General features: G+C 68.8%; 19 protein-coding genes. 6 read left to right on the top strand and 13 right to left on the bottom strand.

The features are described from left to right. Nucleotide 1 precedes the first annotated feature (1 nt). Genes ACAG25_RS19150 through ACAG25_RS19135 form a run of 4 tightly spaced genes read right to left on the bottom strand, consistent with a single transcriptional unit; the run spans nt 2 to nt 5,886 of the window. Nucleotides 2–2,398, bottom strand: a complete 2,397-nt coding sequence (locus ACAG25_RS19150; protein WP_370490055.1) for an HAD-IC family P-type ATPase — start codon at nt 2,396–2,398, stop codon at nt 2–4. Further along, a complete protein-coding gene (locus ACAG25_RS19145) occupies nt 2,395–4,008 on the bottom strand; it encodes a serine hydrolase (RefSeq protein ID WP_370490054.1) in 1,614 nt (537 codons plus the stop codon). The genes ACAG25_RS19150 and ACAG25_RS19145 overlap by 4 nt, the downstream gene beginning before the upstream one ends. Nucleotides 4,009–4,039: 31 nt before the next feature. After that, complete coding sequence (locus tag ACAG25_RS19140; protein WP_370490053.1) at nt 4,040–5,152, bottom strand: MBL fold metallo-hydrolase; 1,113 nt, start codon at nt 5,150–5,152, stop codon at nt 4,040–4,042. Beyond that, nucleotides 5,152–5,886, bottom strand: a complete 735-nt coding sequence (locus tag ACAG25_RS19135; protein ID WP_370490052.1) for an enoyl-CoA hydratase — start codon at nt 5,884–5,886, stop codon at nt 5,152–5,154. Before ACAG25_RS19135 ends, ACAG25_RS19140 begins: the two co-directional genes overlap by 1 nt. Nucleotides 5,887–5,912: 26 nt before the next feature. Here ACAG25_RS19135 and ACAG25_RS19130 point away from each other — a divergent pair, with 26 nt between their 5' ends. Then, on the top strand, nt 5,913–7,385 hold the full coding sequence (locus ACAG25_RS19130; RefSeq protein WP_370490051.1) for a carboxyl transferase domain-containing protein: 1,473 nt from the start codon (nt 5,913–5,915) through the stop codon (nt 7,383–7,385). A gap of 70 nt (nt 7,386–7,455) precedes the next feature. On the opposite strand, the gene ACAG25_RS19125 is transcribed toward ACAG25_RS19130, so the two are convergent. Genes ACAG25_RS19125 through ACAG25_RS19115 form a run of 3 tightly spaced genes read right to left on the bottom strand, consistent with a single transcriptional unit; the run spans nt 7,456 to nt 10,399 of the window. Further along, nucleotides 7,456–7,716 (bottom strand): hypothetical protein, encoded by a 261-nt coding sequence (locus ACAG25_RS19125; RefSeq protein WP_370490050.1) that lies wholly within the window; start codon nt 7,714–7,716, stop codon nt 7,456–7,458. 2 nt (nt 7,717–7,718) lie between these two features. Beyond that, nucleotides 7,719–9,713 carry a YhgE/Pip family protein gene (locus ACAG25_RS19120; protein WP_370490116.1) on the bottom strand — a complete coding sequence of 665 codons (1,995 nt, stop codon included), beginning with the start codon at nt 9,711–9,713 and terminating at the stop codon, nt 7,719–7,721. Nucleotides 9,714–9,727: 14 nt separating this feature from the next. Next, entirely contained in the window at nt 9,728–10,399 is a 672-nt protein-coding gene (locus ACAG25_RS19115; RefSeq protein ID WP_370490049.1) for a hypothetical protein, read from the bottom strand. 65 nt (nt 10,400–10,464) lie between these two features. On the opposite strand from ACAG25_RS19115, the gene ACAG25_RS19110 reads away from it, so the two are divergent. Continuing rightward, nucleotides 10,465–11,568, top strand: coding sequence for an epoxide hydrolase family protein (locus tag ACAG25_RS19110; RefSeq protein ID WP_370490048.1), 1,104 nt, complete (start codon nt 10,465–10,467; stop codon nt 11,566–11,568). Here ACAG25_RS19110 and ACAG25_RS19105 read toward each other — a convergent pair whose 3' ends face one another. Further along, entirely contained in the window at nt 11,569–13,290 is a 1,722-nt protein-coding gene (locus tag ACAG25_RS19105) for an AMP-binding protein (RefSeq protein ID WP_370490047.1), read from the bottom strand. It lies immediately after the preceding gene. Between the two features lie 59 nt (nt 13,291–13,349). Between ACAG25_RS19105 and ACAG25_RS19100 the strand changes: the two genes are divergently transcribed. Beyond that, entirely contained in the window at nt 13,350–14,201 is an 852-nt protein-coding gene (locus ACAG25_RS19100) for a LuxR C-terminal-related transcriptional regulator (RefSeq protein WP_370490046.1), read from the top strand. A gap of 1 nt (nt 14,202) precedes the next feature. On the opposite strand, the gene ACAG25_RS19095 is transcribed toward ACAG25_RS19100, so the two are convergent. Genes ACAG25_RS19095 through ACAG25_RS19085 form a run of 3 tightly spaced genes read right to left on the bottom strand, consistent with a single transcriptional unit; the run spans nt 14,203 to nt 19,875 of the window. Next, a complete protein-coding gene (locus tag ACAG25_RS19095; RefSeq protein ID WP_370490045.1) occupies nt 14,203–16,014 on the bottom strand; it encodes an ABC transporter ATP-binding protein in 1,812 nt (603 codons plus the stop codon). Continuing rightward, on the bottom strand, nt 16,011–17,864 hold the full coding sequence (locus ACAG25_RS19090) for an ABC transporter ATP-binding protein (protein WP_370490044.1): 1,854 nt from the start codon (nt 17,862–17,864) through the stop codon (nt 16,011–16,013). The genes ACAG25_RS19095 and ACAG25_RS19090 overlap by 4 nt, the downstream gene beginning before the upstream one ends. Beyond that, nucleotides 17,857–19,875 (bottom strand): ABC transporter ATP-binding protein, encoded by a 2,019-nt coding sequence (locus ACAG25_RS19085; RefSeq protein ID WP_370490043.1) that lies wholly within the window; start codon nt 19,873–19,875, stop codon nt 17,857–17,859. Before ACAG25_RS19085 ends, ACAG25_RS19090 begins: the two co-directional genes overlap by 8 nt. Nucleotides 19,876–20,004: 129 nt before the next feature. Between ACAG25_RS19085 and prrA the strand changes: the two genes are divergently transcribed. Next, nucleotides 20,005–20,715 carry a two-component system response regulator PrrA gene (gene prrA / locus ACAG25_RS19080; protein WP_370490115.1) on the top strand — a complete coding sequence of 237 codons (711 nt, stop codon included), beginning with the start codon at nt 20,005–20,007 and terminating at the stop codon, nt 20,713–20,715. 9 nt (nt 20,716–20,724) lie between these two features. Next, nucleotides 20,725–22,059: an ATP-binding protein gene (locus tag ACAG25_RS19075; RefSeq protein WP_370490042.1), complete on the top strand. Its 1,335-nt coding sequence runs from the start codon at nt 20,725–20,727 to the stop codon at nt 22,057–22,059. Between the two features lie 42 nt (nt 22,060–22,101). On the opposite strand, the gene ACAG25_RS19070 is transcribed toward ACAG25_RS19075, so the two are convergent. Beyond that, a complete protein-coding gene (locus ACAG25_RS19070) occupies nt 22,102–22,476 on the bottom strand; it encodes an FKBP-type peptidyl-prolyl cis-trans isomerase (RefSeq protein WP_370490041.1) in 375 nt (124 codons plus the stop codon). Between the two features lie 52 nt (nt 22,477–22,528). Here ACAG25_RS19070 and ACAG25_RS19065 point away from each other — a divergent pair, with 52 nt between their 5' ends. Then, nucleotides 22,529–22,777: a DUF2630 family protein gene (locus tag ACAG25_RS19065; RefSeq protein WP_370490040.1), complete on the top strand. Its 249-nt coding sequence runs from the start codon at nt 22,529–22,531 to the stop codon at nt 22,775–22,777. Between the two features lie 4 nt (nt 22,778–22,781). Here ACAG25_RS19065 and ACAG25_RS19060 read toward each other — a convergent pair whose 3' ends face one another. Next, nucleotides 22,782–23,054, bottom strand: coding sequence for a hypothetical protein (locus ACAG25_RS19060; RefSeq protein ID WP_370490039.1), 273 nt, complete (start codon nt 23,052–23,054; stop codon nt 22,782–22,784).

Here is a 23,054-nt window from a genome sequence, read left to right as displayed (position 1 = left end):
CCTACCGCTCCCGCCACAGCCGACGACGCTCTCCCAGAACCGCGCCCTGCGCCCACCAGATCAGCTCGATCGCGAGGGCACCGGCAAGGCCGATCCCCAGTGCCGTGGAGGTCACCTGGACATTCGAGATGTCCAGGATGAACAGGTCGCGGGCCAACGGAATCGAGAAGATCACCACGTAGGCCAGCACCGACACCGTCACCAGCGCGACCCGCCACCACTCGTATGGCCGCGCCACGCACGCGAGGACCCACAACGCCGAGGTGAGCAGCGTGATCAGTGCCGCTGTCGAGGCCTGGGTCTGCTCCAGCTCCGAGGCGTTACGGCCCTGGTAAGCCAGGAGATAGGACGCGAAGGTGGCCGCGCCGACCACGACCCCGGACGGCAGTGCCGCGGTCATCACCCGCCGCACGAATCCCGGTTTGGCGCGCTCGTTGTTCGGGGCCAGCGACAGGATGAAGGCCGGTATCCCGATGGTGAACCACGCCGCGATGGTGACGTGGATGGGCTGGAACGGGAACAGCAACGGATCGGTGCCGAAGATCGCCGATGCCAGTCCCCCGAGGCCCACCAGCACCGCGAGCAGCACCGAGTACACCGTCTTGGTCAGGAACAGGTTGGAGACGCGTTCGATGTTCCCGATCACCCGCCGGCCTTCGCCGACCACATAGGGCAGGGTGGCGAACTTGTTGTCCAGCAGCACGATCTGGGCCACGGCACGCGAGGCGGAACTACCCGACCCCATCGCGACCCCGATGTCGGCGTCCTTGAGTGCGAGGACGTCGTTGACGCCGTCGCCGGTCATGGCGACGGTGTGGCCGCGCGACTGCAGCGCGTGCACCATCGCCCTCTTCTGGTCCGGGCGGACGCGGCCGAAGGTGGTGCACTCCTCCACCGTTTCGGCCAGGGCTTCGGGCTGTTCGGGAAGGTTCCGCGCGTCCATCACCTCGCCCTGCAACCCCAGCGAACCTGCCACCGCACCCACCGACACCGCGTTGTCGCCGGAGATGACCTTGACCGAAACCTTCTGCGAGGCAAAGTAGTCGAGGGTGTCCCGGGCGTCGGGTCGGATGCGTTGCTCGAGGACGACGAGAGCCTTCGGGGTGACCGTTCCGGGCGCGTCGGGGCGGTCGACCGCGGTGTCGGTGGACGCCAGCAGCAGCACCCGCATCCCGGTGGCGCCGATGCGCTCGGCCGACTCGGCCATCGGGGAGCCCGGATCCAGCAGTACGTCCGGCGCACCGATCACCCAGTTGCCGTGGCCCTCATAGGATGCGCCGCTCCACTTCGTGGCGGACTTGAACGGAGCGGTGGCGGTGCACACCCACCCCGGTGGTGTCGGGTACGCCTCGGCGATGGCGGCCATGCTGGCGTTGGGACGTGGATCGTCGGCGGCCAACTGAGCCAGGACGGCGACGACTTCGGGATCGTCTGCGGCTTCCGCCAGATCACAGACCCGCATACCGTTCTCGGTGAGCGTCCCGGTCTTGTCGGCACAGACCACGTCGACGCGGGCCAGTCCCTCGATGGCGGGCAGTTCGTTGACCAGACACTGGCGCCGACCCAGCCGGATCACCCCGACCGCGAACGCGATCGAGGTCATCAGCACCAGCCCCTCGGGCACCATCGGGACGAGCGCGCCGACCATCCGCAGGACCGAGGCCCGCCATCCGGCATCGGTGGTGAACAGCTGCGTGTAGATGATCAGCAATCCGGCCGGCACCAACAGATAGGTGATGAATTGCAGGATCTTGTTGATGCCGCTGCGCAACTCGGATTTGACCAGCGTGAACTTGCTGGCCTCCTCGGCGAGTTTGGCCGCGTACGCCTCACGGCCGACCTTGGTGGCCCGGTAGGCGCCGCTGCCGGCGATGACGAAGCTGCCCGACATCACCTGATCGCCGGCATCTTTCGCGATCGGGTCGGCCTCGCCGGTGAGCAACGACTCGTCGACCTCGAGGTTGGCTTCCTCGACGATCTGCCCGTCGACGACGATCTGGTCGCCGGGACCGAGTTCGATGATGTCGTCGAGGACGACCTCGCTGGGCAGCAGACGCCGCGATTCGGGCCCCGACGGACCCAGGCGGCGCACCAGCGGCTTGGCCTGCCCGACGATGGCCAGTTTGTCCAGCGTGTTCTTCGCCCGCAGCTCCTGGATGATGCCGATGGCGCTGTTGGCGATGATCAGCAGCCCGAACGCGCCGTTGATGATCGACCCGGTGGACAGCACGATCAGGAACAGCACACCGAGGATCGCGTTGATGCGCGTGAACACGTTGCCGCGCACGATCTCCGAGACGCTGCGCGCGGCGCGCGTGGGGACGTCGTTGGTCTTCCCGGCAGCGACGCGGTCGGCGACCTCGGCATCGGACAGGCCCGTGACGAGCGAGGTACTCATCGGGTGAACGTCCCTCGTCCGTCCCGGTCGAAGTATTCCAGTGTCAGCCAGTCGCCGTCGAAGGTCGCCTTGGACACGGTGCCCGGCGGAGCGTTCTCCGTGACGAACGAGAAGGTGAACACGTCACCGTCCCAGTGCTTCAGCGGGACCACGAATTTCGGGCCGATTGCCAACTCCAGTCTGTCGTCGGTCTCGCGCACCCGCGCCGGCCCCCAGAACGAGTTGCTGTACTGACCGACGTAGGTGGCCAACGGCGCGGGTGGGGTGGGCTGGGCGGGCGGAGCGGCCCCGACCAGCGACCCGACCGGCTTTTCCATGTCCACGAAGGCTTGATGGTAGAGCTCCCACCAGTCTTGGCGGATCTCGCCGAACTGGACCAGATCGGCGAACTGCGCGGTGAGGGTTTCCGGCACGCCCGACGGAGTGGCATTGGTCAATGCGACGATCGCGACATCCGCCGAAGGCAGGATCAGGAAGTTCGCGCCGGCCCCGAGTTCGAACGCGCCCGAGTGGCTGAACTGTTGGCGCGCCGCGGACGTGGTACCCACATTGAACCCGTAGCCGTAGAACCCCGACCGCGCGGCCGGATCCGACGCCCGATCCGAGACGCTCTGCGGGGTCAGGGCCGCGTGCAGTGCTGCGGGATCGACGATCTGCGCTCCCCGGTACTCGCCGTCGGCCAGCATCATCATCAGCCATCGGGCCAGGTCGTTCACCGAGCTGCTCACCCCGCCGGCCGGTGCTTCGGCCTGCGGGTCGCGCACCTGGTCGGGTCGGTAATCCCCGTCGACGTGCAGGTGCCCGACGGCACGGTTGGGGCGCACGACGAAGTCGTCGAACCGGGAACTGGTCGACGACATCCCCAGCGGCTCGTAGAGCACTTTCTGGCTGAGGTCCTCCCACCGAGCACCGGCAGCGGCGGCGACGGCTTCGGCGCCGGCGGTGAGCCCGAAGTTCGTGTAGGCGTACGACGTCCGGAACGGCTCGAGCGGATACTCGCGCAGCTTCTCCAATACCAGGCGCCGGTCGTAACCGAGGTCCTCCAGGAGGTCGCCGGCATGGTCGGGAAGTCCCGACCGGTGGGCGTACATGTCGCCGACGGTCACCATCTGGGTGACTGCTCGATCAGCGAGCGAGAACCAGGGCAGGTGGTCGACCAGCGGGGTGTCCCATCCGATCACCCCTTCGCCGACCTGATGAGCCACCACGGTTGCGCCCAGCGGCTTGGACAGCGACGCCACCTGGAACACGGTGTCGGGGTCGACACGGTTGCTCGCATCGTCACCGAGTTCGGTGTTCTTGACACCGAAACCCTTGCTGTAGACGGTTTCTCCGGCGTGCACGACGGCGACCGCCATCCCGGGCAGGCCGGACTTGGTCATCAGGTCGTCGATCATGCCGTCGAGCCGGGACACCGCGTCGGCGACCGCGTCGTCCGGCAGGGGCATCGCCGGCACCAGAGCCGGCGGCAGGGGCGGATCGGGGGCTGGGGCCGGGGCCGCCGACGGCGCGGCGTCGGTGTTGGGCGTGACGGTGTCGCGCGGGTCGGCGCAGCCGCCCAGCAGCAGGGCCAGCGAGATGAGTGTGGCCGCCCCGGCCGGCGTTCTCATGGTCAGCACCGTAGCGCGTCTTTCGCCGGCGTCAGCGCCACCACGGATCGAATGTCGAGGTCGGGACCACCCGCGCACCGGGCATCGGCACCACGATGCGGACGCGCTCGTCGTCGGCGGCGACGACCAGCCGATCGGCGGGCTCGGCCCACGGGTGCGGGGCCAGCCGGAACGTCGCCCAGTGGATCGGGACCATGAGGCCGCTGTCCCGGTCGGTGAGGTCGAGATGCGCGCGCACCGCTTCCTCCGGGTTCATGTGGATGTCGGCGAACGCAGGGTGGTAGGCGCCGATCGGCAGCAGCGTGAGGTCGAACGGGCCGTGCGCGGCCCCGATCTCGGCGAAGCTCTTCGTGTAGCCGGTGTCGCCGCCGAAATACGCGCGGTGCCGCGGACCGGCCACCACCCAGGACGACCACAGTGTGGCGTCGCGGCTGAACAACCGCCCCGAGAAGTGCCGGGCCGGGGTGCAGATCAGGGTCAGGTCGTCGATGCGGTGCGATTCGTTCCAATCGAGTTCGACGATCCGGCTCTCCGGGACGCCCCAAGTACGCAGATGGACCCCGATGCCCAGCGGCACCACGAACGGCGCGCGCTGGGTCCTGGCCAGGGCCAGGATCGTGTCGATGTCGAGATGGTCGTAGTGGTCGTGGCTGATCACCACGGCATCCAGCGCGGGCAGCGCTTCCAATTGCACCGGAACGTCGTGGAGACGCTGCGGACCGACCGTGCGCGACGGGGAACACCGCCTGCTCCACACGGGGTCGGCCAGCACGCGGTAGCCGTCGACGTCGATCAGGACGCTGGAGTGTCCGTACCAGCTGGCCGCGATGCCGTCGGGGTGGGACTCGATGGTCGACGGGCTGACCAGCGGGATCGGGCCGGACGGTTTTCCGGCCGACCCGGCGTTGGCCAGATCCCGCAGCAGCATGCGCTGCACCTCGCGGTCCATCGTGATGCCCGAGGGTGGTTCCAGGTTGTAGAACTTGCCGTGCCGATAGTGCGGTGAGCGGCGGGCCACCGGCGCGATCTCGGCGGGGGTGGCCCCCAGGGCGGCCGGGGTGCCCTGCAGCGCGCGCAGCACCCATCCCCCGGCCAGCGCCGAGGCGGTCCCGAAACCGAGTCGCAGCGCGGTGTTGATGTTCATCAGGCTCCCTGGAACTTCGGGGGTCGTTTCTCGATCCGCGCCACCTGAGCTTCGATGATGTCCTGGCTGGACCAGGCCCGGTCGAAGAGTTCCTGGTGGATCGGCCGGGGGTCTTCGTAGGCGCCGTCGTCGTTCAGGACGCGTTTGGCGTGCTGCAGGGCCAGCGGTGCGTAGCCGGCGATCTCCTGCGCCCACGCCTGCGCGTCGGCGAGGGTGCCGATGCGGTTGGCCATCCCGGTCTGCAGCGCGACCTCGGAGGTCAGGCGTTCGGCGGCCAGCAACATCCCGCGCGCACGCCCCGCACCCACCAGCGACGTCAGTCGCCGGATGCTCCAGTTGTCCAGGGCGATACCGTATTTCGCGACCGGAAACTGGAAGTACGCCTCCGGTGCGACCACCCGTAGATCGCAGATCATCGCCAGGATGACACCCGCGCCGATGGCCGGTCCGTTGATGGCGCCGATCACCGGGATCGGCGCCGAGTCGATCGCGAGGTTGAGCGCCTTGGCCTTCTCCGGCAACTCGTCGGCAACCCCCTGCCCACCCGACAGGTCGGCGCCGGAGCTGAAGACATGTCCCTGTCCGGTGAGCACGATGGCCCGGACGTCGTCGGCGGTGGCCTGCTCGATCGCCGCGCGCAGACCGTCGACGAGTTCACTGTTCAGCGCGTTGCGCCGCTCGGGACGTTGCAGTTCCAGGGTCAGCACATGGCCGTCTCGGGTCGCTCCGATCATGGGTCCACACTAGTTAGCCTTTTCCTGTGAGCCGGATCCGTGCCCTGGAGTTGCGCGACGCCGTCCTCGACGAGGACTCCTTCGTCTCCTGGGACGCTCCCCCGCTGCAGGTGGCGACGTCGGCGAGCTACCAGCGGGAACTGGCCGAGGCGACCGACGCCACCGACCTGGACGAGTCGGTCGTCACCGGGGAGGGCCGGGTGTTCGGCCGCCGGGTGGCGGTGGTGGTCTGCGAGTTCGACTTCCTGGCCGGCTCGATCGGGGTGGCCGCGGCCGAGCGCATCATCGCTGCGGTGCACCGCGCCACCGCCGAGAGGTTGCCGCTGCTGGCCTCACCGAGTTCGGGCGGGACCCGCATGCAGGAGGGCACGGTCGCCTTCCTGCAGATGGTCAAGATCGCCGCCGCGGTCGAGCTGCACAAGCGCTCCCACCTGCCGTACCTGGTGTACCTGCGGCACCCGACCACCGGCGGGGTGTTCGCGTCCTGGGGGTCGCTGGGCCACGTCACCGCCGCCGAGCCGGGGGCGCTGATCGGGTTTCTCGGCCCACGGGTCTACGAGCACCTCTACGGGGAGCCGTTCCCGTCCGGTGTGCAGACCGCGGAGAACCTGCAACGCCACGGCGTCGTCGATGCGGTGGTCCCGCTCGCGATGCTGCGCTCGACGCTCGACCGGGCGCTGAAGGTGGTGTGGGACCGGCCCGGAGCCGCGCCTGCCGAGCCGGTGTTCGGTCCGCTACCCGAGGTCGGCGCGTGGGAATCCGTGGAGATCTCGCGGCGGCCCGACCGGCCCGGAGTGCGTCATCTGCTGCAGCACGGGTCGACCGAGCGGGTGCTGCTGTCGGGCACCGGGCAGGGCGAGGCAGCGACGATGCTGCTGGCGCTGGCGCGCTTCGGCGGTCAGCCCGCCGTCGTCCTCGGCCAGCAACGGGTGGTCGGCGGGCTGGTCGGGCCGGCCGCGCTGCGGGAAGCGCGCCGCGGCATGGCGTTGGCGGCCAGCCTGCAGCTGCCCCTGGTGCTGGTGATCGACACCGCCGGTCCGGCGCTGTCCGCCGAGGCCGAGGAGGGCGGACTGGCCGCCGAGATCGCACGGTGTCTGGCCGAACTGGTCACGCTGGCGACCCCGACGGTGTCGGTGCTGTTGGGTCAGGGCAGTGGAGGACCGGCCCTGGCCATGGTCCCCGCCGACCGTGTCCTGGCCGCGCTGCACGGCTGGCTGGCTCCGCTGCCGCCGGAGGGCGCGAGCGCGATCGTCTACCGCGACGTCGACCACGCCGCGGAATTGGCTGCCGCTCAGGGCATTCGCTCGGTGGACCTGTTGCGCCACGGCATCGTCGACGTGGTGGTGCCCGAGGAGACCGACGCGGCCGACGAACCCCTGGCGTTCACCCGGCGGCTGGCCGACACCATCGCCGCGGAGTTGCATCGCCTGCGCGCCGCCCCCGCCGACGATCGGCTGGCCGCACGACTGGAGCGCTACCGCCGCATCGGCCTGCCCTAATTTCGCCGAAATTGCATTCCACGCGCGTCAAATGGCGATTTGACGCGCGTGGAACGCAATTTCGGCGGGGTCAGAGGAGTGCGATACCGCCGAGGACCAACTGCGCCCCGGCGCCTCCGAGCGCGATCAGCGCCGCCGGCTTCTTGGTGGCCACCCGCCAGATCGACACCACGATCGTCGCGAACAGCAGCACCAGGCCGGCATAGATCAGCGCTCGGTCCGATGCTGCGGAAAGAAACAGCGTGGCCCGCCACAGGAACCCCTGCAGGAGCAGGAAGAACACCGTGCCGCCGAAGTCCTTGAGCCGTCGGGTGTCGTTGTCGTCGGTCATCGTCAGACCTCGATCGGGGGGTGGAGTCGGTCCATCGTGTACTGGCGGTTGCGTCGGGCTGCCCACGCACTGGCCGCCAACGATGCCAGCGCCACGGCAGTCAACACCGTGATCGCGGTCCACAGTCTCGCGTCGATCCCGCCGACGATGACCTGCCGGAGACCGTTGACCGCGTATGTCATCGGGTCGAACGGATGGATGATCTGGAACGGTTTCGCGGTGGTTTCGACGGGATAGATCCCGCCCGCCGAAACCAGCTGAAGCATCAGGAATGCCAGGGTCACCACCCGGCCGACCGCCTCACCGAACAGCGCGTTGAAGGCCTGGATCAATGCGAGGGATGCCGCCGCGACCAGGATCAGGAATCCGACGGTGGCCAGCGGGTACTTGGCTTGCAGTCCGACACCGAAGTGGACGACGACATACATGACCACCACCTGGCAGACCGCGATCAACATCGCCGGCCAGTAGGACGCCAGCACGACCCGGACCGCGCCGAGTCCGTTGGCGATCGGACGCGCACGCAGAGGCGTCAGCAACATCCAGATGATCAACGTGCCGATGAACAGCGCCAGCGGCAGAAAGAACGGGGCGAAACCGGTGCCGAACGTGGCGGCCGGGTTCTCGGTGACCAGGTCCAGACCGACGGGCGCCGCCAGCGTCCGCGCGACCTCCGTGCGTTGCTGGGGCGACCAGGCCGGGATCATCGTGGCACCTTCGCGCAGCTTGGTGGCCAACTCCTGGCCGCCCGCCTCCAATTTCTGGGTGCCGTCGGCGAGTTCTCCTGCGCCCTCGGCGATCCGGTCGCCACCGGTGGCGAGCTGTCGCAGCCCGTCGTCGAGTTGGTTTGCGCCGGAGTTGAGCTCGTCGACGCCGTCGCGCAACTTCGCCACGTCGGCGCGCAGGCCGCCATTGACCGCTGACGTGAGGAACGTGCGCAGCTGACTGTTCGGATCGCCGAGGTCGCTCTCGAGGCGGGCTGCGCTGTCGCGCAGCCGGATCAGGCCGTCGTCGGTGGCGGGATCGATGCCTTCGGCTCGTAGCAGGCGCTGTGCGCCGGCGAGCGCATGACCGGCATCCCGGATCGCCGGGTCCGGATTGTGCTGCAGGAACGCAACGGTCTGGTCGATGACTGCGGCCGCATGTGCACTGTTGACGTTCAGCGCGGCGATGCGCTCGGTGGTCGAACGCACGGCGCCACTGAGGTGCTGCGCGGCGACCGCGACGTCGTCGGGGTTGAGGCTCAGGTCGCCGAGGCGGTCCAACACCTCGAGCAACGGAGTCGTGGCTTCGTCGACGGCACCGGCCAACTGCTGCGTACCCGCGGCCAGCTGCGCCGCACCCGCCTGGGCGGTGTGCAATCCGGTGGCCAGTGCGGTTGCGCCGGTGGACAGTTGGTGGGCTCCGTCATTGGCGGCGGTGAGTCCGGCGGCCAGTTGCCCGGCGCCGTCGGCCGCCTGACCCAGCCCCTGACCGGCGTCGGTGAGACCGGAGACGACGGTGCCGATGGTCCGTTCACCGACGTTCGCGTTGACCTGGTTGACGACTTCGCGGGCGGCGTTCTGGCCGATGACCGAGGCCAGGTAGTTGTTGGCGTCGTTGAAGGTGAAGCGGAGCTGCGCCTGTTCCGGGTCTTGACTCGACGGCGAAGCGATGCGCTCCGAAAAGTCCTGCGGCACAGTGATCGAGAAGTAGTACCGGCCGCTTGCGACACCATCGGCGGCGTCCTCGGCGGACGTCTCGGTGAGATTGAGTTGGCCCGACTCCAGCAGGGCCGCGGCGACCTCGTCCCCGGCACGCACCTGTTGGCCCTGCGACTGTGCGCCGCGGTCGTCATTGACCAGAGCCACCGGGATCTTGTTGATCTCGGCGAACGGATTCCAGAACGCCCACAGATACATGGCCCCGTACAGCAACGGCATCAAGATGATGGTGACCAGTGCGACGCGGGGCATGACGCCACGGGCGTAACGTTTCAGATCGGTGCCCACAGGCAGTCCGGCGAACACGGTCAGACACCTGCCTTCGCGCCGAGCTGACAGTGCTGCACAGGTTGTCCCGGCACTCCGTTGACACTGGCGGCCACGACGGTCTGCGCGCTGCCCAAGTCGACGAGTCGTTCGACCAGCAGGTCCCGCTGTTCGTTGTCGGTGACCTGCTCGAGGGTGCCGACCACCAGCAGCGGCGGGCGGGCGGTGTTGGCCAGTGCCACGCGCAGCAGCAGGCCGTCGAGCTCGGGCAGTTCATCGATGTACCGGTCCAGGGCGGGTAGCGGGAGGTCCCCGAACACCGGGCCACATACCCGGGTCAGGTCGGTCTCGTCGGCCTGGCGAATCCTTCTGTACCACGGCGAATTCCAGCGCAGCTGTTCGGTGAGCACATCACCGACGGTGACGTCGCCGGCGATCTCGTCCACGCCATCGATTCCGGCAACCGCAGCGGCGGCGAAGATGTCGGTGGTCCGCGTCTGCCCGCAAACCGTCAACTCACCGGACGTCGGCCTCATCCGGCCGGCGAGGGTGAGTAACAACGCGGTGCCGGCGAGACCGGGCGGTCCTATCAAGACCGTGACGCCCGAGCGGTCGATATCGAGATCGAGGGGCCCGTAGACCCGGCCATGGGGTCCGTGCAGGGTGAGCGCACGGGCGGCGATGGCAGGTTCAGCAACTGTCGAGTCAGCCACGAGGCCATCTCATCACATCAGCCACGCCCGGACCCGGCACGCGCACCCGGATGTCAGGATGGGACATGGCCCAAATCCAGCCGTTCAGAATCTCCGTCCCCGATGCCGACCTGACCGACCTCAGAGACCGGCTCAACCGCACCCGATGGCCCGAGGCCGAAGCCGTCGACGACTGGAGCCAAGGCATCCCGCTGACCTACACCCGCGAGCTCGCCGACTATTGGGCCGGCGAATACGACTGGCGCACAAGAGAAGAAGCCCTCAACTCCTTCGACCAGTACACCACCGAGATCGACGGACTGAACATCCACTTCATCCACCAGCGCTCGCAGCGCGAGGACGCCTTCCCACTGTTGATCACCCACGGCTGGCCGGGTTCGGTGGTCGAGTTCACCAAGGTGATCACGCCGCTGACCGAGGCGGGCTTCGACGTGGTGTGCCCGTCGCTGCCGGGGTACGGCTTCTCCGGGAAACCCGCCGCCACCGGCTGGGGTGTCGAGCGCATCGCCTCGGCGTGGGACGAGCTGATGGTGCGGTTGGGCTATGAGCGCTACGGCGCCCAGGGCGGTGACTGGGGTGCGGCGGTGACCACGCAGATCGGCCGCAACCGCGGCCATTGCGTGGCGATCCACACCAACATGCCGCTGGGGCGGCCGCCCAAGGACATGGGCGAGCCCACCGAGGAGGAGAAGCAGGCGCTGGAGCGTCTCGCCTACTACCAGCGTTGGGATTCCGGCTATTCCAAGCAGCAGGCGACCCGACCGCAGACGCTCGGCTACGCGCTCACCGATTCCCCTGTGGGCCAGCTGGCGTGGATCGTCGAGAAGTTCTGGTCGTGGACCGACTGCGACGGGCACCCGGAGAACGTCCTGAGCAAGGACGAGCTGCTCGACAACGTGATGCTGTACTGGATCACCGCGTCCGGCGCATCTTCGGCCCGGCTGTACTGGGAGAGCTTCGGCAGTTTCGGCGGCGGCGAACCGGTGACACTGCCCACCGGCGTCGCCGCATTCCCCCGCGAGATCCTGCGCGCCCCACGACACTGGTGCGAAGCCAACTACAACATCACGCGGTGGACGTCGATGCCGCGCGGCGGCCACTTCGCCGCGTTCGAACAACCCGACCTGTTCGTCGGCGAGGTGACGCAGTTCTTCGACGAGTTCCGGTGATCAGCCGACGAGATCTTCGTAGCGGTACTCCGTGGGAATCTTCGTGCCGGCCTCGTGGGCTTCGTCCTCGCGTCGGCGGAGGTCGACGCGCCGGATCTTGCCCGAGATCGTCTTGGGCAGGTCGAAGAACTCCAGGCGCCGCACCTTGAGGTACGGCGCCAGGTGATCGCGGCTGTACTCCAGGATCGAGCGCGCGGTGTCCGCGTCGGCCGGCCACCCCTGTGCCAGGGACACATACGCTTTCGGGACCGCGAGACGGGTGTCGTCGGGTTGCGGCACCACGGCGGCCTCGACCACGGCGGGATGCTCGATGAGCACGCTCTCCAGTTCGAACGGTGACACCTTGTAGTCCGACGACTTGAACACGTCGTCGGTGCGCCCGATGTAGGTGATGTAGCCGTCTGCGTCCCGGGTCGCGACGTCGCCGGTGTGGTAGTAGCCGTCGCGCATCACCATCGCGTTGCGCGCGCCGTCGTCGAGGTATCCGCTCATCAGGTTCACCGGTCCGGCGCTCAGATCGAGGCAGATCTCGCCCTCGTCGCCCACCTGACCGGTGACCGGATCGATCAGCACCACCGGCACCCCGGGCATCGGCCGTCCCATCGAACCCGCCTTGACCGGCTGACCCGGGGTGTTGCCCACCTGCAGCGTGGTCTCCGTCTGGCCGAATCCGTCGCGGATGGTCAGCCCCCACGCCCGCTCGACCTGGGTGATGACGTCCGGGTTCAACGGCTCACCCGCACCGAGGATCTCGCGCAGCCCGGATGGGCGCTCGCCGAGGTCGGCCTGAATGAGCATGCGCCACACCGTCGGTGGCGCACAGAAGGTGTTGACCTCGGCGCGCCGCAACTGGTCGAGCAGCGCTGCGGCGTCGAAGCGGCTGTAGTTGTAGACGAAGATCGTCGCCTCGGCGATCCATGGTGCGAAGAAGCAACTCCACGCGTGCTTGGCCCATCCCGGAGAGCTGATCGCGAGGTGGACGTCGCCAGGTCGCACCCCGATCCACGCCATCGTGGTCAGGTGCCCGACCGGATAGCTGATCTGTGAGTGTTCGACGAGCTTGGGTCTGCTGGTGGTCCCCGACGTGAAGTAGATCAGCAGCGGGTCCGACGTGCTGGTGCCCGGGTCGAACGGGCCCTCCGATTCGACGGCGGCGGCATCGTCGTACGACGACCAGCCGGGTACCGGGTCTCCCACCGCGATGCCGGTGAACGTCTCGGTGATCCCCTCGAATTTCCTCGCGTCGGCGGAGTTGGCGATGACGAACCCGGCCCGGCCCCGCCGGATGCGGTCGGCCACGTCGGCCGAGCCCAACGCGCAGGTGGTGGGCATGATCACCGCGCCCAGTTTCGCGATCGCCAGCATCGACTCCCACAGCTCGATCTGGTTGCCCAGCATCAGGATGACGCGGTCGCCGGCCCGGACGCCGATGCTGCGCAACCACGTGGCCAGCTGATCGGAGCGACGTGCGAGGTCGGCGAACGAGGCTTTGGTGTCGGTGCCGTCTTCTTCGACGATCCACAGGGCGGTGCGCTCGTTGAGATACTGCACGGCGCCGTCGATGCGCCGCTGACCGGCGACGACGTCGAACCAGTCGGTGGCCCAGTTGAACGTTCCGGCCAGCTTCGGCCACTCGAAGGTGGCGACCGCCGCGTCGTAGTCGGCGATCAGGTCGACCAGATGATCTCGCGCGGCGCGATACTTCTCGGCATTCGTCGTCACGGTCTCTAGGATCGAGGTCACACTCGCCTGTCCACTACCCCCGAAAGAGGGTACGCACGATGCCGTTGACGTCGGCGCTGCTGCGCCCACGCGATTCCGACGCCGTCCGGGCGACGCTACGCGAGATCGCAGCTCTCGGGGAGATGCCGATCCTGTTCGGCGGACAGGTACTCGACGACACGCTGCTGTTGACCGAGTTCGTCGGAACCCGCACCGGAAATCTGCGCGGGTTGGCGGTGCGGCCGAGTTCCGGCCTCGGTGGCGCCACCATGGTCGCGGGCCGGCCGATGTCGGTGGCCGACTACCGCAACGCGGTGTCGATCACTCACGACTACGACCGGCCGGTGCTCTCCGAGGGCATCCGCGCGGTCCTCGCGGTGCCGGTGCTCGTCGAGGGACAGACCCGTGCGGTGCTCTACGGCGCGTACCGGACGAGTTCACCGATCGGTGGACGCGCCGCCGAGCGCATGGTGGCCGCGGCGCAGTCCCTCGGCGACGAGTTGCGCATCCGCGACGAGGTCGACCGGCGGGTCCGGCTGCGTGCGGTTGCCGGGCATGTCGGCTCAGACGATCGGGGCCTGGCCTCCGAGCAGGTCCGGCAGGTCTACGCCGAACTGCGGCATCTGGCCGCGCAGTCACCGTCGCCGCTGCAGCGGCAGCTGCGTTCGATGGCCGGCCGACTGGCCGAGGCGCTCAACGGCGTCGCCGAGGACCGGCCCGCACTGACCGCCCGCGAGATCGACGTGCTCGCGCAGGTGGCGCTGGGATGCACCAACAACGAGGCAGCACAACGACTTTCATTGAAGCCGGAAACCGTGAAGGCGTATCTGCGCAGCGCGTCGAGCAAGCTCGGGACATCCACGAGGTTCGAGTCGGTGGCCAGGGCACGCGGTGCCGGCCTGATCCCCTGACTCAGGCCAGCGAGTCCACCCACGAGCGGTGCAACGCGGCGTAGTGCCCGCCGTCGCGCTCGACCAGCTCGTCCGGCGAACCGTCCTCGACGACGCGGCCGTGCTCGAGGACCAAGACCCGGTCGGCGATGCGCACCGTCGACAGTCGGTGGGCGATCACCAGTGCGGTGCGGTCGGCGAGCACCGTCTCCAGTGCGCGCTGGACCAACCGTTCGCTGGGGATGTCCAGCGACGAGGTCGCCTCGTCGAGGATCAGCACCGCGGGATCGGCGAGGAATGCGCGTGCGAAGGCGATGAGCTGCCGCTGACCGGCCGAGAGCCGTCCGCCGCGCTTGGCGACGTCGGTGTCGTAGCCCTCGGGCAGCGCCTCGATGAAGGTCTGCGCCCCGACCGCCTCGGCCGCGGCGCGGACCTCGTCGTCGGTGGCGCCGGGGCGTCCGAAACGGATGTTGTCGGCGACGGTACCGCCGAACATGAAGTTCTCCTGCGTGACCATGACGACGTGGCGGCGCAGGTCGGCTTGCGCGATGTCGCGCAGGTCGACCCCGTCGAGGGTGATCGCGCCCTCGACCGGATCGTAGAACCGGGTGACCAGCTTGGCGATCGTCGTCTTGCCGGCGCCGGTGGTGCCGACCAGCGCCACCGTCTGCCCCGCCGGCACCACGAGATCCAGCTCGGGCAGCACCGGCCGGCCGGGGACATAGTCGAAACGCACGCTGCGGAAGGCGATCTCGTCGTCGACCCGATCCAGTTCGACCGGCTGCGCGGGGTCGGCGATGGCAGGTGTGCGGGCCAACACACCGGCGAGTTTCTCCAGCGCCGAGGCCGCCGACTGGAAGGTGTTGAAGAACTGCGAGATCTCCTGCATGGGCTCGAAGAACATCCGCAGATACAGCAGAAAGGCGGTCAGCGTGCCGATGGTCATCTCGCCGTGCAGCACCCGGTAACCGCCGTAGAGCAGCACCACGCCGGTGGTCAGGTTCCCGACGAGCTTGACGCCGGGCATGAAGACCGCGAGCAGCTGGAACGTCCGCTCGTTGATGGCGCGGTAGCGGTCGGCGAGGTCTTCGAAGATCTCCTGATTGCGTGGCTCGCGCCGGTACGCCTGGACGGCTTTGATGCCCGTCATCGTCTCGACGAACTGCACGATCACCAGCGCCGCGCTCTCGCGCACCTGCCGGTAGGTCTTCGACGACTCCCGGTGGAACCACGCCACCAACAGCACCAACACGGGGAACGCACCCAGACACATCAACCCGAGGCGCACGTCGAGGAACACCAGCAACGCGGCGGTGCCGAAGAGCGTCAGCACCGCGGTGATCAGGCTGTCGAAGCCGGTTTCGAGCATGTCCTGGATCGCCTCGACGTCGTTGGTGGAACGACTCACCACCCGCCCGGACGTGTAGCGGTCGTGGAACGCGATGTCGAGGCGGGAGAAGTGCCGGAACACCCGCCGGCGCAACTCGCGCAGCACTGTCTGACCGATCCGGCCCGACCGCCGCAGGAAGAACATCCGGCTGGTCGCCTGGACGAGCACCACCGCCCCCAGCGCCGCCACGATCGTCAGCAACGTCTGCGCCGACCCACCGTCGACCAGGGGCGGGATCCCCAGGTCGATGCCGCGCTGGACCAGGAGCGGAACCGACAGCCGCGCAGCGTTTTCCACCACCACGACCACCGCCAGCACGACCAGACTCCAGCGGTACGGCCGCAGCAGGGAACCCAGCAGCGCCCGTGCCTCGCGGCGCCGCGGCTGGGTCTCGTCGATCGGCAGGTCGGCGTGCTCGTCGAACCGGCCCCGCCAGTCGGTCATCGGGGTCGCTCCGCGGTCTGCAGCGGGCGCGCATCGTCGACGTCCTCGTCCGCGGCGAGCAGGTACCGGTATTCGGGGACCTCGGCGAGCAACTGCGCATGCGTCCCGACGTGGGTGATGGTTCCGTTCTGCAGCAACGCCACCCGGTCGGCGAGCAGGACGGTGGAGGCCCGGTGGGCCACCACGACGCCCGTCACGTCGTCGAGGACGCGGCGCAACGCCTCCTCGACGACCGCTTCGGTGTGCACGTCCAGGGCGGACAGCGTGTCGTCGAGCACCAGGATCTTCGGTTGGGCGAGAACCGCACGGGCCAGCGAAAGTCGTTGGCGCTGACCGCCGGACAGGCTCATGCCCTGCTCACCGATGCGCGTGTCCAAGCCGAACGGCAGCTCGTAGACGAAGTCCGCGGCGGCCACCTCGACGGCGCGTCGCAGGTCGGCGTCGGAAGCCTCCGGCCGGCCCAGCCGGAGATTCTCCGCCACCGACATCGAGAACAGGGTCGGGTCCTCGAACGCGGTGGCCACGGTGCGCCGCAATGCCTCGACGGGCAGCTCCCGGATGTCCTGCGCGTCGATGCGGATCTCACCCTCGGTGACGTCGTAGAGCCGCGACAGCAGACCCACCAGGACCGACTTGCCCGACCCGGTGGCACCGACCAGCGCCAGCGTCTCACCCGGTTCGACGGTGATGTCGACGTGGCGCAGGACCCAGTCGTCTGCCGGTTTGTCCGGCCCGCCGGACGCCGAGTCCGGGAACCGGAAGCCCACGTCCACGAGCTCGAGGCGGCCGCGGCGCGGCGCCTGATCGCGGGGCCCGTCGGTGATGTCGCGCGGGGCGTCGAAGATCTCGGCGATGCGGTTGGCCGCGGTGAACGATTCCTGGGTCATCGACAGCAGGAAGCCCAGGGACGCGATCGGCCACACCAGCGACAACATCATGGTGATGAACGCGACCAGCGTGCCCATGGTGACGTGGCCCTGCCCGGCCGCATACGCACCGAACCCGAGCACGACGATCAGCGTCAGGTTCGGGATGACCTCGAGCAGCGTCCAGAACTTCGCCGACACCCCGACCCTGCGGATCTGGGTGTCGTAGAGCGCGGTCAGCTGCTCGTCGAAGCGACCGTAGATGTGCTCCTCGCGGCCGAACGACTTGACCACCCGCAGACCGTGAGCCGCCTCTTCGACGTGGGTGGCGACGTGGCCGGCCTGATCCTGCGCCAGGCGCGACAACCGGGTGTACTCGCGCTGGAAGTGCAGCACCGTCAGCGTGATCGGCACGATCGAGACGCACACCACCACTCCGAGCGGCCAGTACATCACCAGCAGGATCGCGGTGACCACCGTGATCTGCAGCATGTTGAGCAACAAGAACAGCATCCCGAACGACATGAACCGCCGGATGGTGCCCAGGTCGTTCATGATCCGCGACAGCAGCTGCCCGGAGTCCCAGCGCCCGTGGAACGACATCGGCAGGATCTGCAGCCGCGCGTACAGATCCTTGCGGATGTCGGCCTCGACACCCATCGTGGCGCGGGCAACCAGCCAGCGGCGGATGAACCACAGCACCGCCTCGGTGACACCGATGCCCAGCGCGGCCGTACCCAACAGCCACAGACCCCGCTGGTCCTGATCGGTCACCGGTCCGTCGATGACAGCCTTGGTCATCAGCGGGATCGTGATCGTCGCGGCCAGGCTCGCGAGGGCGACGACGACCATCGCGATCCACCGCACGCGGTAGGGCATGAGGTAGGGCAGCAGACGCCACAGGTCCGAGCTGGGTCGCACCCGGTCGCGGCGCGGCGCGATCGCCGGGCCAGCGCGCAGCGCGTCGGGCCGGGAGTCACTCACTCAGAGAATCTTCCCAGTGTGCGCAATCGGATAACCCGTCGCCGGTGCGGCCATGGACGCAGCGGATCTGCGCCGGCGGGCTCGAGGGGACGCACGCCCGCCGATCGGTGGGGCCGAACTGGGTGCGGTACAGCTGGGCGTACCGGCCCCCGCGGGCCAACAGTTCGGTGTGCGTGCCGCGCTCGACGATCCGGCCGTCCTCGACGACCAGGATGACGTCGGCGGCGCGGACCGTGGACAGCCGGTGCGCGATGACCAGCGAGGTCCGTCCGGCCAACGCCTCGGCGAGCGCCTGCTGAACCGCAGCCTCGGATTCCGAGTCCAGCGACGCCGTCGCCTCGTCGAGGACGACCACCCGGGGCGCAGCAAGCAGCAGACGCGCGATGGTGAGGCGTTGGCGCTGCCCACCCGAGAGTCGGTAGCCGCGCTCGCCGACGATGGTGTCCAGTCCCTCGGGCATCGCGGCGACGACGTCGTCGAGCCGCGCCCGGCGCAGCGCCTCCCAGAGGTCGTCGTCGGTCGCGTCCGGAGCGGCCAGGGTGAGATTGGACCGGATCGACTCGTGGAAGAGGTGGCCGTCCTGGGTGACCATCCCGACGGTCGCCTTCAGCGACGCGAACGTCGCGTCGCGCACGTCGAGTCCGTTGAGCCGGACCGCGCCGTCGTCGCGGCCGGATGTCGGCGCCGTCGCGCCTCCGACGTCGTAGAGACGCGCCAACAGCGCGGCGATCGTCGACTTCCCGGCTCCCGATGAACCCACAAGCGCGACCATCTGGCCCGGCTCTGCGGTGAACGAGATGCCGTGTAGCACCTCCTCGCCGCCGCGCAGGTCGGCGTCGGACAGTTCGGCGACCTCTTCCAGCGACGCCAGCGAGACTTTGTCCGCCGACGGGTAGGCGAACCGCACGTCGTCGAACTCGACGCGCACCGCTCCGGCGGGGATGTCCACCGCGTCGGGACTCTCCCGGATCAACGGCACCAGGTCGAGCACCTCGAAGACCCGCTCGAAACTCACCAGGGCGCTAGCGATCTCGACCCGCGCGTTGGCCAGCGCGGTCAGCGGCGCGTAGAGCCGGGTCAGCAGCAGCGCGAGCGACACGATCGCGCCGGCCTGGAGATGCCCGCCGAGCGCGAGCGCCCCGCCCAGCCCGTAGACCAGCGCCAACGCGAGCGCAGACATCAGCGTCAACGAGTTCATGAACGTCGACTGCAGCATCGAGGTGCGCACGCCGATGTCGCGGACGCGCGCCGCCCTGGCCCGGAACTCGCGGGACTCGGCGGCGGGGTCCCCGAACAGTTTGACCAGGGTGGCGCCCGGCGCGGAGAAGCGCTCGGTCATCTGGATGTTCATCGTCGCGTTGTGTACCGACGCCTCGCGCGCCAGCGACGCCATCGCGGTGCCGATCCGGCGCGCGGGGATCAGGAACAGAGGCATCAACGCCAGCGACAACAACGTGATCTGCCAGGACAGACTCAGCATGACCGCGAGCGTCAGCGTCAGCGTCACGAGGTTGGACACGACACCGGACAAGGTGTCGGAGAACGCGCGCTGCGCGCCCAGCACGTCGTTGCCCAGCCGGCTGACCAGCGCACCGGTGCGGGTGCGGGTGAAGAAGGCCACCGGCATCCGCTGGACATGGTCGAACACCGCGGCGCGCAGGTCGAGGATCAGACCCTCGCCGATGGTCGAGGACAACCAGCGCGTGGTCAGCGACAGCGCGGCCTCGGCCAGCGCCACCACGGCGATGACCACCGCCAGGGCCACCACGACACCGGCGCGGCCCGCGCCGGTGATCTCGTCGATGACGCGTCCCGCCAGCAACGGCGTGGTGACCGTCAGCACGGCGCCGATCACGCTGACCGCCAGGAACACCGCCAACCGGCGATGATGGCGTGCCGCGAAACGCCAGATGCGACCCATCAGTTCGCGGTCGAAGACCGCATGCAGGTCTGTGCCGCGCGCGCGGGTCTGGCGGTACAGGGTCTGCCGCGCCACGGTTTCCAAGCTCATGAAATCACCGTAGAACCTCAACAAAGGATCAGGTCAAAGCCTTCCGCGGCGCGCCCGCGTCCCGCCGACCGGCCCGGTGCCCACCCAACCGGCACGGCATCCCGCGGGCGGACGGCATCTTCAGGCAAGATTGCGGGCATGGACAGTGGTGTGGGTTCACCCCGGGTGCTCGTGGTCGACGACGACCCCGACGTCCTGGCCTCGCTCGAACGTGGTCTGCGGTTGTCCGGATTCGAGGTCTCCACCGCCGTCGACGGCGCCGAAGCGCTGCGCAGCGCCACCGAGACCAAACCCGACGCCATCGTGCTCGACATCAACATGCCGGTCCTCGACGGCGTGTCCGTGGTCACCGCGCTGCGCGCGATGGACAACGACGTGCCGGTCTGTGTGCTCTCGGCGCGATCCTCGGTCGACGACCGGGTGTCCGGCCTGGAAGCCGGCGCCGACGACTACCTCGTCAAGCCGTTCGTGCTGGCCGAGCTGGTGGCACGGGTCAAGGCGCTGCTGCGCCGGCGCGGATCCACCGCGACGTTCTCCTCGGAGACCATCACCGTCGGCCCCCTGGAGGTCGACATCCCGGGCCGGCGGGCACGGGTCGACGGCGTCGACGTCGACCTCACCAAACGCGAGTTCGACCTGCTCGCGGTGCTGGCCGAACACAAGACCGCGGTGTTGTCGCGCGCCCAGCTGCTGGAGTTGGTGTGGGGTTACGACTTCGCCGCCGACACCAACGTCGTCGACGTGTTCATCGGCTACCTGCGCCGCAAGCTCGAGGCCAACGGCGCTCCTCGGCTGCTGCACACGGTGCGTGGTGTGGGCTTCGTGCTCAGGCAGCAGTAGGTCGCGGCGATGTTGACCCGCATCTTCCGGCGCACCCCGTCGCTGCGCACCCGCGTCGCCTTCGCCACCGCGATCGCCGCCGCGATCGTCGTCGGCATCGTCGGAACCGTGGTGTGGGTCGGGATCACCCAGGACCGCAAGGAACGGTTGGACCGTCGACTCGACGAGGCCGCCGGGTTCGCGATCCCGTTCCTGCCGCGTGGACTCGACGAGATCCCGAAGTCCCCGAACGACCAGGACGCGGTGATCACCGTGCGGCGCGGCGGCGCGGTCACGTCGAACTCGAACGTGGTGTTGCCCGCACTCGAACCGGGCTACGCCGACACCTACGTCGACGGGGTGCGGTACCGGGTCCGCACGGTCGACCTGGCGGGCCCGGAACCCATGTCGGTGGCTGTCGGCGCCACCTACGACGCGACCATCGCCGACACCAACAACCTGCACCGGCGGGTGCTGGTGATCTGCACGCTGGCGGTCGGGGCGGCGACGTTCGGCGGCTGGCTGCTGGCGGCGTTCGCGGTGCGACCGTTCAAACGCCTGGCCCAGCAGACGCGGTCGATCGACGCCGGTGACGAGCGGCCCGACGTCGAGGTCCGGGGCGCCACCGAGGCGGTCGAGATCGCCGACGCTGTCAACGGTCTGCTGCAGCGAATATGGAAGGAACAGGACCGCACCAAGGCTGCGCTCGCATCGGCGCGCGACTTCGCGTCGGTCTCGGCGCACGAGTTGCGCACCCCGTTGACCGCGATGCGCACCAACCTCGAGGTGTTGTCCACACTCGACCTGGCCGAGGAGCAGCGCAAAGAGGTCGTCAACGACGTCATCCGGACGCAGACCAGGATCGAGGCCACCCTGGGCGCGCTGGAGCGCCTGGCCCAGGGCGAACTCTCCACCGCCGACGACCACGTGCCCGTCGACATCACCGAACTGCTCGACCGGGCGGCCCATGACGCCATGCGCGTCTACCCGGATCTGGAGGTGTCGCTGGTGCCCGCGCCGACGGTCATCATCGTCGGATTGCCGACCGGTCTGCGCCTGGCGGTGGACAACGCGATCGCCAACGCGGTCAAGCACGGCGGCGCGACCCGGGTACAGCTGTCGGCGGTCAGCTCGCGTGCGGGTGTCGAGATCGCGATCGACGACGACGGCGTGGGCGTACCCGAAGAGGAACGCAAGGTCGTGTTCGACCGGTTCTCGCGGGGATCCACGGCGTCACATTCCGGGTCCGGTCTGGGTCTGGCGCTGGTCGCGCAGCAGGCCGAACTGCACGGCGGGACCGCATCGCTGGAGGCGAGTCCGCTGGGCGGCGCCCGGTTGCTGCTGCGGCTCCCGGGCCACCGCTGAGGGGCTAGCGGGTGGCCAGCAGGTCGATGACGAAGATGACGGTCATCGGGTGGCCAGCAGGTCGATGACAAAGATCAATGTCTTGCCCGACAGGCGGTGCCCACCGCCGGCAGGTCCGTAGGCCAGCGCGGGCGGGACCACCAGCTGACGACGACCGCCGACCTTCATTCCGGGGATGCCGTCCTGCCAACCCTGGATCAGCCCACGCAGGGGGAACTCGATGGATTCGCCCCGGTTCCACGAGCTGTCGAACTCTTCGCCGGTGTCGTATTCGACGCCGACATAGTGCACCTCGACGTTGGCGCCGGGAACGGCTTCGGGTCCGTCGCCGACCACGAGGTCGGTGATCACGAGCTCGCTGGGCGCCGGACCGTTGGGGAATTCGATCTCGGGCTTCTGCCCGGAAGAAGACGTCATCAACTCACCCTACGCAGGTGTCGAGCGGCCGGTACGCGGGCAGACTATCGGCGTGGTGAAAGACGAGGACATCCTGGCCCAGGTGAACAAGCTGGTGGCCGAAGAGCAGGATCTTCGGTCCAAGCTGCAGCACGGCGAGATCGACGAGTCCGAGGAACAGCAGCGACTGCACGCCGTCGAGGTGCAACTCGACCAGTGCTGGGATCTGTTGCGGCAGCGCCGCGCGCTGCGTGATGCCGGCGCCGATCCGCGCGAGGCGCAGGTGCGGCCCCCGGACGAGGTCGAGGGCTACCTCAACTAGAGGGCTACTGCGATCCGTCCGGCGGGCAGTTGATCGACACGTACGCCGCCGGTGGCGCCGAGGTGTCGATGCTGGTGACGGTGCACTGCGACAACGGGATGTTCGACGGCGTGCCGGCGACCCAGTTGACGTGCACCGTGAACCCCTGATCGGTCAACTCCTGCATGGTGTCGGCCGGCGACTGCGATCCCGCTGCCGGCGTCGCGGTGGCCACCGGTGTTGTCCACGCGCCGACGGCCACCGCCGCCGCAGCAACCGCTCGCGCCACCATGGTCAT

It is taken from the genome of Mycobacterium sp. pV006 (assembly GCF_041287115.1).
GTDB lineage: Bacteria > Actinomycetota > Actinomycetes > Mycobacteriales > Mycobacteriaceae > Mycobacterium.
This window is presented reverse-complemented; position numbering and strand designations above follow the sequence as displayed.